Source organism: Nocardia sp. FDAARGOS_372 (assembly GCF_002554515.1).
GTDB classification, from domain to species: domain Bacteria; phylum Actinomycetota; class Actinomycetes; order Mycobacteriales; family Mycobacteriaceae; genus Nocardia; species Nocardia farcinica.
The window spans coordinates 1,465,693-1,479,865 of record NZ_PDDW01000001.1 but is presented as its reverse complement, the minus strand read 5'-3'; the positions used below and the strand labels follow the sequence as shown (position 1 = coordinate 1,479,865).

Annotated in this window: 13 protein-coding genes and 1 tRNA gene; 9 read left to right on the top strand and 5 right to left on the bottom strand. The window is 70.8% G+C overall.

Annotated features, from left to right (window positions below):
• The first annotated feature begins 39 nt into the window (after nt 1-39).
• The gene (locus CRM89_RS07385) at nt 40-1,782 is read left to right on the top strand and encodes a GAF domain-containing sensor histidine kinase (RefSeq protein WP_172964459.1); all 1,743 of its coding nucleotides are present in this window, start codon (nt 40-42) and stop codon (nt 1,780-1,782) included.
• A 78-nt stretch (nt 1,783-1,860) separates the two neighbouring features.
• A complete protein-coding gene (locus CRM89_RS07380; RefSeq protein WP_060591077.1) occupies nt 1,861-2,109 on the top strand; it encodes a hypothetical protein in 249 nt (82 codons plus the stop codon).
• Here the strand turns inward: CRM89_RS07380 and CRM89_RS07375 are convergent.
• The 3 genes from CRM89_RS07375 to CRM89_RS07365 form a co-directional block, all read right to left on the bottom strand.
• Nucleotides 2,090-2,506 (bottom strand): pyridoxamine 5'-phosphate oxidase family protein, encoded by a 417-nt coding sequence (locus CRM89_RS07375; RefSeq protein ID WP_172964458.1) that lies wholly within the window; start codon nt 2,504-2,506, stop codon nt 2,090-2,092. The genes CRM89_RS07380 and CRM89_RS07375 overlap by 20 nt on opposite strands.
• Before the next feature lie 149 nt (nt 2,507-2,655).
• Complete coding sequence (locus CRM89_RS07370) at nt 2,656-3,654, bottom strand: zinc-binding alcohol dehydrogenase family protein (RefSeq protein ID WP_098086907.1); 999 nt, start codon at nt 3,652-3,654, stop codon at nt 2,656-2,658.
• 299 nt (nt 3,655-3,953) lie between these two features.
• Complete coding sequence (locus CRM89_RS07365; protein ID WP_194999084.1) at nt 3,954-4,457, bottom strand: GNAT family N-acetyltransferase; 504 nt, start codon at nt 4,455-4,457, stop codon at nt 3,954-3,956.
• A gap of 295 nt (nt 4,458-4,752) precedes the next feature.
• Between CRM89_RS07365 and CRM89_RS07360 the strand changes: the two genes are divergently transcribed.
• Nucleotides 4,753-5,232 carry a DinB family protein gene (locus CRM89_RS07360; RefSeq protein ID WP_060591079.1) on the top strand — a complete coding sequence of 160 codons (480 nt, stop codon included), beginning with the start codon at nt 4,753-4,755 and terminating at the stop codon, nt 5,230-5,232.
• 282 nt (nt 5,233-5,514) lie between these two features.
• Here CRM89_RS07360 and CRM89_RS07355 read toward each other — a convergent pair whose 3' ends face one another.
• Nucleotides 5,515-5,949 carry a DoxX family protein gene (locus CRM89_RS07355; protein WP_098083571.1) on the bottom strand — a complete coding sequence of 145 codons (435 nt, stop codon included), beginning with the start codon at nt 5,947-5,949 and terminating at the stop codon, nt 5,515-5,517.
• A 384-nt stretch (nt 5,950-6,333) separates the two neighbouring features.
• Between CRM89_RS07355 and CRM89_RS07350 the strand changes: the two genes are divergently transcribed.
• Together CRM89_RS07350 and CRM89_RS07345 are read left to right on the top strand one after the other, a co-directional pair.
• Nucleotides 6,334-6,418: transfer RNA gene (locus tag CRM89_RS07350), tRNA-Leu, on the top strand.
• Between the two features lie 301 nt (nt 6,419-6,719).
• Nucleotides 6,720-8,024 (top strand): DUF1254 domain-containing protein, encoded by a 1,305-nt coding sequence (locus CRM89_RS07345; RefSeq protein WP_098086906.1) that lies wholly within the window; start codon nt 6,720-6,722, stop codon nt 8,022-8,024.
• Between the two features lie 18 nt (nt 8,025-8,042).
• Here CRM89_RS07345 and CRM89_RS07340 read toward each other — a convergent pair whose 3' ends face one another.
• A complete protein-coding gene (locus CRM89_RS07340) occupies nt 8,043-8,999 on the bottom strand; it encodes a LysR family transcriptional regulator (RefSeq protein WP_098083570.1) in 957 nt (318 codons plus the stop codon).
• 98 nt (nt 9,000-9,097) lie between these two features.
• Between CRM89_RS07340 and CRM89_RS07335 the strand changes: the two genes are divergently transcribed.
• The 4 genes from CRM89_RS07335 (at nt 9,098) to CRM89_RS07320 (ending at nt 14,173) form a co-directional block, all read left to right on the top strand.
• Nucleotides 9,098-10,474, top strand: a complete 1,377-nt coding sequence (locus CRM89_RS07335; protein WP_060591085.1) for an MFS transporter — start codon at nt 9,098-9,100, stop codon at nt 10,472-10,474.
• Nucleotides 10,471-11,223, top strand: coding sequence for a 3-hydroxybutyrate dehydrogenase (locus tag CRM89_RS07330; protein WP_060591087.1), 753 nt, complete (start codon nt 10,471-10,473; stop codon nt 11,221-11,223). The genes CRM89_RS07335 and CRM89_RS07330 overlap by 4 nt, the downstream gene beginning before the upstream one ends.
• Entirely contained in the window at nt 11,220-13,199 is a 1,980-nt protein-coding gene (locus CRM89_RS07325) for an acetoacetate--CoA ligase (RefSeq protein WP_098086905.1), read from the top strand. Before CRM89_RS07330 ends, CRM89_RS07325 begins: the two co-directional genes overlap by 4 nt.
• 83 nt (nt 13,200-13,282) lie before the next feature.
• Entirely contained in the window at nt 13,283-14,173 is an 891-nt protein-coding gene (locus tag CRM89_RS07320) for an SDR family NAD(P)-dependent oxidoreductase (protein WP_107646856.1), read from the top strand.

The window sequence follows — 14,173 nt, the reverse complement described above, 5'->3', positions numbered from 1 at the left end:
GGGTCGGCGGCGCGAGGGTGAAGTGAGAGGATGCTGGGCATGGAAGGCCGATCTTCGCGACCGGGCTCGAACGACCGTCTACCGGTGATCGAGACCCTGGCCCAGTCCCGCCTGCGCGAGTTGCTGGCGGAGGTGCAGGACCGGATCGCCGAGATCGTCAACGTGCGCGATCAGATGGACCGGCTCATCGAGGCCATGCTCGTGGTCACCGCGGGCCTGGACCTGGACAACACGCTGCGCTCGATCGTGCACACCGCCATCGAACTCGTCGACGCGAAATACGGCGCGCTCGGTGTGCGGGAGAGCGACCGCGATTCCAAGGAGCTCGCCGAATTCGTCTACGAGGGCATCGACGACCGCACCCGGGTGCTCATCGGCGACCTGCCGCGCGGGCACGGCGTGCTCGGCCTGCTGATCGACGACCCGCGCCCGATCCGGCTGGCCGACATGTCCGCCCACCCCGCCTCGGTCGGCTTCCCCGACCACCACCCGCCCATGCGCACCTTCCTCGGGGTGCCCGTCCAGGTCGGCGGCGAGGTCTTCGGCAACCTGTATCTCACCGAGAAGGCCGGCGGGCACGAGTTCACCGAGGACGACGAGGTGGTGGTGCAGGCGCTGGCCGCGGCGGCGGGCATCGCCATCGCCAACGCCCGCCTCTACGAGGAATCCCGGATCCGCCAGCAGTGGCTGGAAGCCACCCAGCAGGTCGCCACCCGGCTGTTGGCCGGCGGGGAGACCAGCGAGGTGTTCACCGTCATCACCGAGCGAGCGCTGGCGCTGACCGGCTCGGCGTGCGCGTTCCTCGCCCTGCCCGAGGACCCCGACGTGCCCCCGGAAGACCTCACCGAACTGGTCGTGGTCGCCGCCGCGGGCGCCGACGCCGACACTCTCACCGGCACGCGGCTGCCGATGGACGAAACCCACACCGGCGTCGCCTTCCGCGACGGACGTCCCCTGGCCGTCGACACCGCCGACGCGCCGTCCTTCGCGACCTCGCTCGAGTACGGGCCCGTGCTGACCCTGCCGCTGCGCGCGGGCAACGCCGTGGTCGGCCTGCTCACCACCATGCGCGCGCTCGGCATGCCGCCCGTGGACGCGGCCGGACAGGCGATGATGAGCGCCTTCGCCGATCAGGCCGCGCTGGCGTTGCAGATGGCGGCCACCCAGCGCCGCATGCGCGAACTCGACGTCGTCTCCGAACGCGACCGCATCGCCCGCGACCTGCACGACCACGTCATCCAACGGCTGTTCGCGGTCGGGCTGTCGCTGCAGAGCACCGTCTCGCGCGCCCGCGCCCCGGAGATCAAGACCCGGCTGATGGACACCGTCAACGACGTCCAGTCCATCGTCCAGGAGATCCGCCACTCCATCTTCGACCTGCACTCGAGCAGCGCCGCCGAGGCGCCCGCGCTGCGCAAACGCCTGCACGCCGTCCTCGCGGAGATGACCGAGGAGACCGACCTGCGCACCAGCATCCGGCTGTCGGGCCCGGTGTCGGTGCTGGCCCCGGCGATGTTCGACGATGTGGAGGCGGTGCTGCGCGAAGCTGTCAGCAACGTCGTCCGCCACGCGAAAGCGTCCTCGCTGTCGGTGCGGTTGACCATCCGCGACGACGTCGAACTCGAGATCGTCGACAACGGCATCGGCCTGCCCGAGGACCTGCCGCGCCGCAGCGGCCTGGCCAACATGGCCGCCCGCACCGAGAAGGCGGGCGGCACTTTCCGCGCCGAACGCGGCCGCGACGGCGGCACCGTCATCCACTGGTCGGTCCCCCTGCCCTGACCGCGCGGGACTTTCGTCCTCGGCAGAAGGGGCAGCACTGCTCTGACCGCGGCGGCGCCGACGCGGCAACCTGGGCGTATGGCCAGATCACCCGACCTCGACACCGTCGACGACACGGTGGCGCCGCTGGGCGTGCCCGCCATGATCACCGCGCTCGGCATGCTCGCGGCGGCTCTGCTCACCGCCGACCGGCTCCCGGACTGGGCCGACGACTACGGCGGCGCGCTCGTCTACGTGGCCGGTGCGCTCTATGTGGCCGTGTCGGTTCGCCTGCTGTGGTGGGGCCGCACCGCGCGAGCCGTGCGCGTCAGGCGCCGCGCGCGATGACCGGCTGCGCGGTCAACCGGACGCCGTGCACCAACGTCGCCTCGATCGCCACCACCTCGTCGGGCGCCGGGTCCACCCACGACCGCAGCCGCGCCGAGTAGCCGGCCAGCAGGTCCGGGTCGGTCACCGGCCGCGCGCACCCGGTCACCACCACCGACCAGCCCAGCCCGCGCACCGGATCGATCTCGTCGGCCTCATAGGCCACCACCACCGACCCCCGCGCCCGCACCGAGGCCGCCAGGCCCGTCGTCGCCCCCGTCCGCACCACGATCGACTGCCCGTCCACCAGATGATTCACCGGCCGGATCGCGGGCAAGGCGTCCCGGGTGAACACGATCCGCCCGAACGGCATCCGTGCCAACAGCGCCATCGCCTCCCCCCGCCCGATCTCGAGCATCGTGCGAGCACAACCCTCCCGTTCCGCCGACCGCTGCGCCGCATCCACCTACTCGACCCGCTTCCCGCCCGTCCTGCTCCCGGGCCGCCCCCCATGCCATCACGCCCCCACTCCCCCAGCACAGTGCCGAAGGTCCTCAGCCGGACCCGCTAGGGCACCAGCACCGCCGCGCCGTCGAAACGGCCCGCGGCCAGGTCCGCCAAGGCTCGATCGGCGTGGTCGAGGGGGTAGCGGTGGGTGGTCACCCGCAACCGGTGCTGCCCGGCCACCGCCAGGAATTCCCTGGCCTGAGCGCGCGTGTTCGCGGTGACGCTGCGGATCTGCCGCTCCCGGAACAGATGCCGCTGATAGTTCAACGGCGGCACATCGGTCAGGTGGATGCCCGCCACCGCCAATGTGCCGCCCGCGTCCAGCGCCTCCAGCGCCGGCGGCACCAGCTCCCCGGCCGGTGCGAACAGGATCGCCGCGTCCAGCGGCTCCGGCGGCGGGTCGGTCGCCCCGTGCACCGAGGCCGCCCCCAGCGCCGCCGCCAGCTCCCTGGCCGCCGCGCCTCGCGTCATCACGTGCACTCGCGCACCCTGGGCGAGCGCCACCTGTGCGGTCAGATGCGCACTGCCGCCGAACCCGTAGATCCCCAGCACCCCGCCCTCGGGCAGCTGCGCGCGCAGCAGCGCGTGATAGCCGATGATGCCCGCGCACAGCAGCGGCGCCAACTCCTCGTCGGCGTATCCCGTCGGCAACGTCAGGGCGTAATCGGCAGGCACGGTGGCGTATTCGGCGTACCCGCCGTCATCGTCCCACCCCGTGTACCGCGAGTGCGGGCACAGGTTCTCGGCCCCGCGCCGACAGTACCGGCACACCCCGCAGGTATGCCGCAACCACGGAATCCCCACCCGGGACCCGACCGGAAACCGCTGCTCCCCCGCCGGCGCGGCCACGACCTCCGCGACCACCTCGTGCCCCGGCGTCACCCCGGCCCGGTGCACCGGCAGGTCCCCCTCCACCACATGCAGGTCGGTCCGGCACACCCCACACGCCGCCACCCGCACCAGCAACTCCCCCTCCCCCGGCCGCGGCACCTCCTCCCGTTCGCACCGCAGCGCCCCGCGCCCCACCGGCCCCGGTTCGACCACCCGCCACACCCGCATCCGTTCGACCGCACCCACGGCAGCCTCCGTCCCGCTCGGTGTCCCGTCAGCTGTCGATCCTAGGACCGCGGCGACGCCACGCTCAGGGCATGACGCGCAGGCGCAGCCCCCGTGGTGGCGGGTGTGACAGTGCCAGACGGAGCCGCGCAGGTCCGCGAAGACACCATGCCATCAGGTAGGTGATCGACGAATATCGATGCGGCGCAGAGCAACTCGCAGCGAGGCGTCGCCGACGAGGTAGACGGATGCATCCGTCGCCGCCGACGCGAGCGACCCGTCCACCGCGGGCCGCTGCGGCGCTATCGGGTGAGATCGAGCTCCCAGCGCCACACCGGCCCCTCATCCGGGTCCATCGTCTCGCCCGTCTGCACGAATCCGCAGCGTCGCAGCACCGCGGTGGACGGGTTCTCCTGGGCGAAGGTATGCGCGATCACCGTCCGCACACCCCGCTCCCGAGCCGCCTCGATCCAGGCGCGAGCCGCCGCCGTGGCGTGCCCGCGACCCCGCGCGGAGGGCGCCACGCTGTAGCCGATCTCGACCACCCCGTCGCGCGGCGGCCCGGTGAAACCGCCCAACCCGACGACCCGGGCAGTCGCGGTGTCGACGATCAAATGGCTGTACCACTGCGGCGCCGTCCCCGCCCGCAGCGTCTCGAGGGTCTGCGCGATAGCTTCCGGAAAGGCCAGGTAACCCTCGACCAACGCCAGCCCGAAACGTTGCTCGAAGTCGGCGGGCGAGTCCAACAGACGCGCATGCTCGAGCGTCACCGGCACCACCACGGTGCCCTCCCGGATCTCGGCCATCCGCACTCCCATCCTCCGAAGACCACGTCATCGAACACCACCGGGCTCTGGCGCGCACCGGATTTTCGTTCGCGAGCGACCCCGGGCCACCGAACAGCAGGTGCTAGATTGAACAGCAGCCGCTCGCACCCACATTCAGGATGGGTCGCAAGGTCTCAGCGGCCCGTCTCGCTTCCCTCACGAAGCACACGCACACTTCGGCGGCGGTTCTTCCCCCGCCCTCCGTGTCGAAACCCCACCCACAGTTCGGTCGATCCGGCGTGCGCCGGGCCGGCCGAGGAAGGACAGCTCTGCGATGACCACTCGACTGCATGCTCCCGGCACCGAGCGAGAACTCCTCGAGACCATGCTCGACCGGGCGCGCCGCGACCTCGTCGACACCGTGCGCGGCCTGTCCGAAGCCGACGCCAGGCGCAGGCTCGTGCCGTCACTGACGACCCCGATAGCACTGATCAAACACGCCACCTTCGCCGAGCGAATGTGGTTCCAGCGCACGCTCGGACAACTCGCCGACGCCGACTGTGACGGCCCGCTGTGGCCGCACGGCGGCTTCGAGGTGGGCGACGACGAGACCGTGCCGCAGGTGATCGCCGAATTCGAACGCGCGAGCGCCCGAGCCCGCGCCATCGCCGGCCCGATCGCCTTGGACGAGACCCGCGAGCACCCCCGCATGGGTGTGGTCAACCTGCGCTGGATCTACGTGTTCATGACCGCCGAATTCGCCAGACACGCCGGACACGGGGACATCCTGCGCGAACAGATCACGGCCCGCTGACCGAATCTCGCCGGGCGTCCCGGACCCGGCCCGACGGTCGGGCGTATCGGCCGAATCTCGTCCGGCCCCGACACCGGCGGCGTGGCCGTCGTCGGCTGGGGAGGCGGCCGGTACGCCTCACCCGACAGAGAGCGGCCGCCCGGTGCGGCACCCGAAGGCAGGTGCCGCGAACCGGACGGCCGCGGATCGAACAGCCGCCAACCCGACAGGCGATCGATCCCGGAAACGCGCTGATCGGCGATCGGTGGATCCACCGATCGCCGATCAGCGCTCAGGAAGGTGTCATCGCGAGAACGCGGTGCGCAGGGCGGTGAGACCGGCGCGGCGCTCGTAGGCGATCCAGGCAAAGATCGCGGCGAGGACCAGGGGGAAGATCGCCATCGCGGGCTTGTCGGCGATGAAGGCCTGCGTCCCGGCGGCCAGCACGGTGAGCACACTCAGCCCCACGGCGGCCAGGGCGGTCAGCCGGGGCACCATCAGGCCGATCCCGCCGGCGACCTCCGCCAGCCCGATGAAGATGAGCAGCCCGAACGGCAGGGTCAGATTCTCGGGAGCGTTCTCGACCAACGCGTTCGGCATGACCAGCTTCGGTCCGCCGGAGGCGATGATGAAGAACAGACCGAGCACGACCTGCAAGGTCCACAGGACCCGATTGCGGATCGTGCCGGGGCGGCGGGCGGCGTCGGTGGCGAAGCTGGTGGCGGTGGTGGTGGTCATGTTCCTGTCCTTCTGGTCGGTCGCGCCGGGTTGGTGGCGCGTTCACCAGGTAGGACGGAGCACCCTCGGAGAAGTCATCGCTCCCCACGAGAAATTTTCTCCGAACCGGTCGTGATGGGTCGGCCGGCCCACCGGAGCGACCGCGCGCCCATTCCATCGCTCCCTGGTCACCGACCGCCCGGACAACTCGCCGTCCCTCCCGAAGAGCCCGGGCTCGTCGGCGCTGACCGGCATCCTGGAGCAGGCCCGCCCGGCCGACCCCCTCACATCCTCCACGAGCGCAAGACCACACCACTGACCAGGCAAAATGCCATCACCGGCACCTACGCCGACCCGCGATTTGGTCCCCGCCCCGGACATCCGATAACCTTGCTGGGCACACCGGTCCGGGTGGCGGAATGGCAGACGCGCTAGCTTGAGGTGCTAGTGCCCGTTATAGGGCGTGGGGGTTCAAGTCCCCCTCCGGACACTGTCACGCATCCTCTGCCAATCTGCAGAGGATGCGTTCTTTTTTGGACCCTGAGATGGTCCGGAGCCCGAACGTCCCCTCAACCGGAAGCGCTTCGTCGTCGGGTGCAGGGCGCCACGCGAGCGGCACGCCGGTCGGCGCCTTTCGCGGGCCCGCCACCTCACCCCGACTGTGTGAAGTGCCGCCACCGGGGAACCGGCAGCATGGCACTCGTGACCAGCGGCGCGGGGTCCGGCGGGAGGCGGATCGGACGCGACGTTCCGGAACGGCACGATTCCCGACCGACTGCGAGGTGACCGCGGTGAGCATCCTCTCCGATGATCTGCGAACCCTGAGCTACGAGGGAACGCTGTATTTCTATCCCCTGGTGACGATGGATATCAGCCGTCGCCAGCAGACCGGTGCGGTGGCGGGTTCCCGGCCGGGGTTCGGGCCGCCGAATCAGTTCCATCACATGCGCGAGTTCCCACCGGCGGATTTCCGCGCGGTCGTGCGGCCCAACTTCGACACGCTGTATTCGATCGCCTGGCTGGATCTGACCGCGGGGCCGGTGTTGGTGCACACCCCGGATACCGGCGACCGCTACTACATGCTGCCGATGCTGGACATGTGGACCGATGTGTTCGCCAGTCCGGGCAAACGCACCACCGGGACCGGCGCGGCGGATTTCGTGGTCACCGCGCCCGGGTACCGGGGGCCGGTGCCCGACGGCGCCACGGTGATTCCGGCGCCGACCCCGTTCGCGTGGATCATCGGCCGGACCCAGACCAACGGGCCCGGCGACTACGCCACCGTGCACGCCATCCAGGACGGATTCCGGATCACCCCGGTCGGTGCGGCGGCCGATCGGCCCACCGACCCGGTCGACGCGACCACCGAGCCGCTCACCCTGGTCCACGAGATGAGCGCCCTGGACTACTTCGTCCACGCCGCCGAGGTGCTGGCGACCGTCCCGCCGCATCTGACCGATCAGCCGATTCTCGCGCGGCTGGCGCGGCTCGGCATCGTCGCGGGTGAGTCCTTCGACGCCGACCGCTTCTCCCCCGCCGAACGCGCCGAGATCGAGGCGGGCCGCGCCGACGCCTTCGAGGCGATGCACGCCGCGGTCACCGCGCTGGGCAGCAAGGTCAACGGCTGGGCCAACCATGTCGAGACGATGGGCGTGTACGGGAACTTCTATCTCGAGCGGGCGGTGATCACCATGGTGGGGCTGGGCGCCAACCCGCCCGAGGACGCGGTGTATCCGCTGCTGCTCACCGACGCCGACGGCGATCCGGTCACCGGCGAGCACGACTATGTGCTGCACTTCGACAAGAGCGAGTTGCCGCCGGTGGCGGCGTTCTGGTCGGTGACCATGTACGACGAGCAGGGTTTCCAGGTGGCCAACGAGCTGAACCGGTTCGCTCTCGGCGACCGCGATCCGCTGTCCTACAACGCCGACGGGTCGCTGGATCTGTACCTTCAGCACACCCATCCGGGCGCGGACCGGGAATCGAACTGGTTGCCTGCCCCGCGCGGGCCGCTCGGAGTGACGATGCGCCTGTACGCCCCGCACCGCGAGGTGCTGGACGGCCGGTGGCAGCCGCCGCCGCTGCGCAAGGTGTGAACCCCCGACGGCAGGAGTTCAGCTCACCGCGGCAGATGAGCCGAGCAGTGCGCGCCGTTCGGCCCGCACCCGTGCCCGCAGCGCATCGACGAGCACCGCCACTTCCGGGCGGCGCAGGGTTTCCGGCCGGGCGACCAGCCAATAGGTGAGCCGGATCGCGACCGCGTCCGGCAGCACGCGCACCAGGTCCGGGTGGCGGTCGGCCATGAAGCACGGCAGCAGGCCGAGTCCGGCGCCGGCGCGGGTGGCTTCGACGTGGACGAAAACATTGGTGGAGGAGACGGATTCGCGCATGGCGGGCACGACGTTGGGGGCCAGGTCCAGGTCGTCGACCTGCAGCATGGATTCGATGAAGTACACCAGCGGGTGCCCGGCCAGGTCGGCCACCGACTCCGGGGTGCCGTGCTCGGCGAAGTAGGCCGGGGTGCCGTAGAGGCCGATGACGTAGTCGCCGAGGGGTGTGGCGCGGGCGCGGCGCACGCGTGGTTCGCCGACGACCACCTCGAGGTCGAGCCCGGAGCGTTGTTCGGAGGCCCGCCGGGTGGTCGCGATGATCTCCACTTCGATGCGCGGGTGCCGGTGGCGGACCTCGGCGACGGCGGGGGCGGCGAGATAGGCGCTGAATCCGTCGGTGGCCGACATCCGCACCACCCCTTCCAGCGTCCGCTCGCCGCGGGAGTTGGGGGCGATCGAGCGCACCGCCGCCTCGATCGCCTCGGCTGCGCCGAGCGCCTCCCGCCCCAGGTCGGTCAACTCCCAGCCGCCCGCGCCGCGGCTGAGCACGCGCCCGCCGAGCGCGTGCTCGAGGGCGGTGATGCGGCGGGAGACGGTGGTGTGGTTGAGGCCGAGTTCGTCACCGGCGTAGGTGAAACGGCCGGTGCGGGCGACCGCCAGCAGCACGAGGAGGTCGTCGGGGCTGGGGTACGCGGCGGGCACATCTGCATTCTTGCAGAGCTGGGGTGCGGAATTCGCCATTGATCGGGCAGTAGGTGTGCACGAATACTCGACTTCCAGCCAGAGTGTGTGCGCCGCATCACAACCAACGGGGATGCGGTCGGTGTGAAGGAGATGTGATGAGCGTCGGCACAGCGGGGCCGGGCACTGAGCCCGCCGCCCCCACCGGACTGCGGCGGGTGGTGGCCGCCTCCATGGCGGGCACGGTGGTCGAGTGGTACGAGTTCTTCCTCTACGGCACCGCGGCCACCCTGGTGTTCAACAAGGTGTTCTTCGCCCAGGGCACCAGTGATCTCGACGCGATCCTGGCCGCCTTCGTCACCTACGCCGTCGGTTTCGCGGCCCGCCCGCTGGGCGGTGTGGTGTTCGGCCACTTCGGCGACAAGTACGGGCGCAAGAAGCTGCTGCAACTGAGCCTGCTGCTCGTCGGCGCGGCGACCTTCCTGATGGGCTGCCTGCCGACGTTCGGTCAGGTGGGCTACCTGGCGCCCACGCTGCTGGTGACGTTGCGGTTCATCCAGGGTTTCGCGGTGGGCGGCGAATGGGGCGGCGCGGTACTGCTGGTGGCCGAGCACAGCCCGGACCGCAGCCGCGCGTTCTGGGCGTCGTGGCCGCAGGCGGCGGTGCCGGTGGGCAACATGCTCGCCACGGTGGTGCTGCTGTTCCTGACCTCGACCCTCTCGGATGCGGCGTTCCTGTCGTGGGGCTGGCGGGTGGCCTTCTGGCTGTCGGCGGTGGTGGTGTTCATCGGCTACTACGTGCGCACCAAGATCACCGACGCGCCGATCTTCCTGGCCGCCCAGCAGCAGGCCGAACAGGAGAAGGCCACCGGGTTCAGCGCCGTCGAGGTGTTCAAGCGCTACCCGCGCGGCGTGCTCACCGCGATGGGGCTGCGCTTCGGCGAGAACATCATGTACTACCTGGTCGTCACCTTCTCCATCACGTACTTGAAGGTGCACGTGGGGGCGGATACCACGGTGATCCTGTGGTGGCTGCTGGCCGCGCACGCGGTGCATTTCGCGATCATCCCGCTGGTCGGCCGGCTCAGCGACCGCTACGGGCGCAGGCCCGTCTACCTGGTCGGCGCGGTCACCGCGGGCACCTGGGGCTTCTTCGCCTTCCCGATGATGGACAGCGGCCACAACGCGGTGATCCTGTCCGCCGTGATCCTGGGGTTGGTGTTCCACGCGTTCATGTACTCGGCGCAACCGGCGATCATGGCCGAGATGTTCCCGACCCGGATGCGGTACTCGGGGGTGTCCCTGGGCTATCAGGTGACCTCGATCGTGGCCGGTTCGCTGGCGCCGATCATCGCGGTGCGCTTGCTCGACACCTACCAGTCCGCGGTGCCGATCGCGATCTACCTGGCGTTGGCCTGCGCGATCACGGCGGTGGCCGTGCTGTTCGCCCGGGAGACCAAGGGCGCGAACCTGGCCGAACTCGACAGCGCGGACGCCCGTGAGCTCGCCGGTGCGGCCAAGGCGGTGCGCGCATGAGTGGCATCGACCTGACCGGGCGCACCGCGCTGGTCACCGGCGCCGCGGGCGGGATCGGCGCGGCCTGCGCCCGCGAACTCGCCCGGCGCGGGGCCGCGGTCACCGTCGCCGATGTGGACGGACCGGGCGCCAAGGCCGTCGCCGACGAGATCGGCGGCACCGCATGGGAAGTCGACCTGCTCGACGTGGCGGCACTCGAGGACCTGCGCCTCGAGGTCGACATCCTGGTCAACAACGCCGGGGTCCAGACCGTCAGCCCGATCACCGAGTTCCCGCCGCAACGGTTCCGCACCATGCTCGCGCTCATGGTGGAGGCGCCGTTCCTGCTGATCCGCGCGGCACTGCCGCACATGTACGCGCAACGGTACGGGCGGATCGTCAACATCTCCTCGGTACACGGGATCCGGGCCTCGGCCTACAAATCCGCCTATGTGACCGCCAAACACGCGCTGGAGGGATTGTCGAAGGTGACCGCGCTCGAGGGCGGCCCGCACGGGGTGACCAGCAACTGCGTCAACCCCGGATACGTGCGAACGCCGTTGGTGGACAAGCAGATTGCCGAGCAGGCCGCCGCGCACGGCATTCCCGAACAGGACGTGGTGGAGCAGGTCCTGCTCACCGAGAGCGCGGTGAAACGCCTCGTCGAGCCCGCGGAGGTGGCCTCGCTGGTGGCCTGGCTCACCGGCGACGCGGCGGGCATGGTGACCGGAGCCAGTTACACGATGGACGGCGGGTGGAGCGCGCGATGACCGACATGCTCACCGAAACCGGTGTGTCGCAATGGACGCCCACCCCGGAGAGGGTCGAGAACGCGCGGATCACCCGGTTCGCGCGGTTCATCCACGACCGCTACGGGGTCGCGACCGAGGGTTACCACGACCTGTGGCGGTGGTCGGTCGAGGACATCCCGGCCTTCTGGCGAGCCGTCTGGGAGTACTTCGACCTCGGGGCGGCGCCCGAGCGCATCGTCGACGGGCAGATGCCGGACGCGCGATGGTTCCCCGGCGCCCGCATCAACTACGTCGAGCAGGTGGTGCAGCAGGCCCGCCCGGACCGGCCCGCGATCGTCGCGCTGTCCGAAGACGAGGCGCCGCGCGAATACTCCTGGCACGAACTGCTCTCCGACACCGCCGCGTTCGCGACGACTTTGCGGCGGTTGGGCGTGCGGCCGGGCGATCGGGTGGCCGGCTACCTGCCGAACATCGCCGAAGCGGTGGTGGCGTTCCTGGCCACGGCCAGCCTGGGCGCCATCTGGAGTGTCTGCGGGCAGGACAACACCGGTCGCGCCGCGGCCGACCGGCTCGGACAACTCGAACCGGTCGTGCTCGTGACCGCCGACGGCTACCGCTACGGCGGCCGGAGCCACGACCGCCGCGCCGACATCGAGGCGCTGCGCGCGGCCCTGCCCACCGTGACCGCCACCGTGGTGGTGTCCCGGTTGGGCCACCCGGTGCCGGACGCCGTCGGCTGGGCCGAGGCGATCTCGACGGCGCGGGAGCCGCTCGCGGTGGAACCGGTGGCCTTCGACCACCCGCTGTGGGTGCTGTTCTCCTCCGGCACCACCGGCAAGCCGAAAGGCATCGTGCACGGGCACGGCGGTGTGCTGCTCGAACACCTCAAGGCCGTCGGGCTGCACTCCGACATCGGCCCCGACGACACCTTCTGGTGGTACACCACGCCCAGCTGGATGATGTGGAACTACCAGGTCGGCGGCCTGCTCGTCGGCGCGACGGTGGTCTGCTACGACGGTAGTCCCGCCCACGGCGCGGCCGACGGCCTCTTCGCGCTCGCCGCGCGGCTGGGCTGCACGGTGCTGGGCACCAGTCCCGGGTATCTGCTGGCCTGCATCAAGGCCGGGGCGGTGCCCGCCCGCGATCACGACCTGTCCCGGGTGCGGATGATCGGGGTGACGGGCGCGCCGCTGCCCTCCTCGACCGGACTGTGGCTGCGCGACAACGTGGGCGCCGACATCCCGGTCTCCTCCATCAGCGGCGGCACCGACATCGTCTCGGCGTTCGCCGGTGGCACCCCGACCGTGCCGGTGTGGCCGGGCGAGCTGTCGGCGCCGTTCCTCGGCGTCGCGCTCGACGCCTACGATCCGGACGGTCGGCCGGTGCGCGGGGAGGTGGGCGAGCTCGTGGTGACCGCGCCGATGCCGTCGATGCCCGTCGAGTTCTGGCGGGACTCGGACCGATCCCGGTATCGCGCAGCGTATTTCGACACCTACCCCGGCATCTGGCGGCACGGTGACTGGATCACCCTGACCCCGCACGGCAGCGTGATCGTGCACGGCCGATCCGATGCCACGTTGAACCGCAACGGGATCCGGATGGGCAGTGGCGACATCTACCAGGCGGTCGAAGCCCTGCCCGAGATCGCCGAGGCGCTCGTCGTCGGCGTCGAACAACCCGACGGCGGCTACTGGATGCCGCTGTTCGTGGTCACCGCGTCCGGAATCACGCTCACCGACGAGCTGCGGACGCGGATCACCGAGGCCGTTCGGACCGCGCTCTCTCCCCGGCACGTGCCCGACGTGATCCTGCAGGCCCCGGCGATTCCGCACACCCGCAACGGCAAGAAGCTGGAGATCCCCGTCAAGCGGCTGTTGCAGGGGGCCGATCCGGCGCAGGTCGTCGATCCCACGGCGGTGGATGACGCGGAACTGCTCGCCTGGTTCGCCGCCCAGCGACCGGAGGCGGGACGGCACGAATCCCGGCGCGCGTGACCCGCACCCGGGGCTCGCAATAGTCAGCGAGCAATGCGCCATTGACAAATGGCGCATTGCTCGCTGATGCTGTGATGGTGAGAATGTCCCCGCTGGCCGCCCTGCTCGGCCACGACCGACGCAGCCACGACGCCCGGGCGGTGGTGACCGGCGCGGGCAGCGGAATCGGCCGCGCCTTCGCCCTCGAGGTGGCCGCCCGCGGCGGGCGGGTGGTGTGTGCCGACATCGACAAGGAACGCGCCGAGCAGACCGTGCGCCTGATCGAACAGCGCTACGGCCGCCGCGCGCACGCGCTGTTCTGCGACGTCGCGCGCCGCGAGGACGTGCAGGCGCTGGCCGACTACGCCGAAGAGGTCTTCGCCGGGCCACCCACGCTGGTGGTCAACAACGCCGGAGTCGGCATCGGCGGAAAGCCGGTGGGCGACATCGGCTTCGACGACTGGGACTGGGCGTTGGGCATCAACCTGTGGGGGGTGGTGCACGGGTGCGAGATCTTCACCCCGCGGCTGCGGGCCGCCGGGCGCGGCGGCATCGTCAACGTCGCCTCCGCCGCCGGATTCGCCGCCGCCCCGCGGATGGGCGTCTACAACACCGCCAAAGCCGCGGTGGTCTCGCTGTCGGAAACCATGGCCGCCGAACTGGCGGGCAGCGGCGTGGCGGTGACCGTGCTGTGCCCGACCTTCGTCACGACCAACGTCGTCGCCGACGGGCGCATCACCGGCGGCTCCTCCCGGCTGGCCGAGACGGCGATGCGGCTGACCGGGGTGTCCCCCGAACGGGTGGCCGCCGAGACCCTCGACGCGCTGGATCGCGGTCGCCTCTACGTCCTGCCGCAACTGGACGCCCGGCTGATCTGGTTGCTCAAACGCACCCTGCCCACCCCGTATGCCACCGTCCTCGGCCTGCTCAACCGCCTGCTCCCGCAGGAGAACCCGAGCCGGCCGGTGACGTCCACCGAGACGACAGGAGCCTGA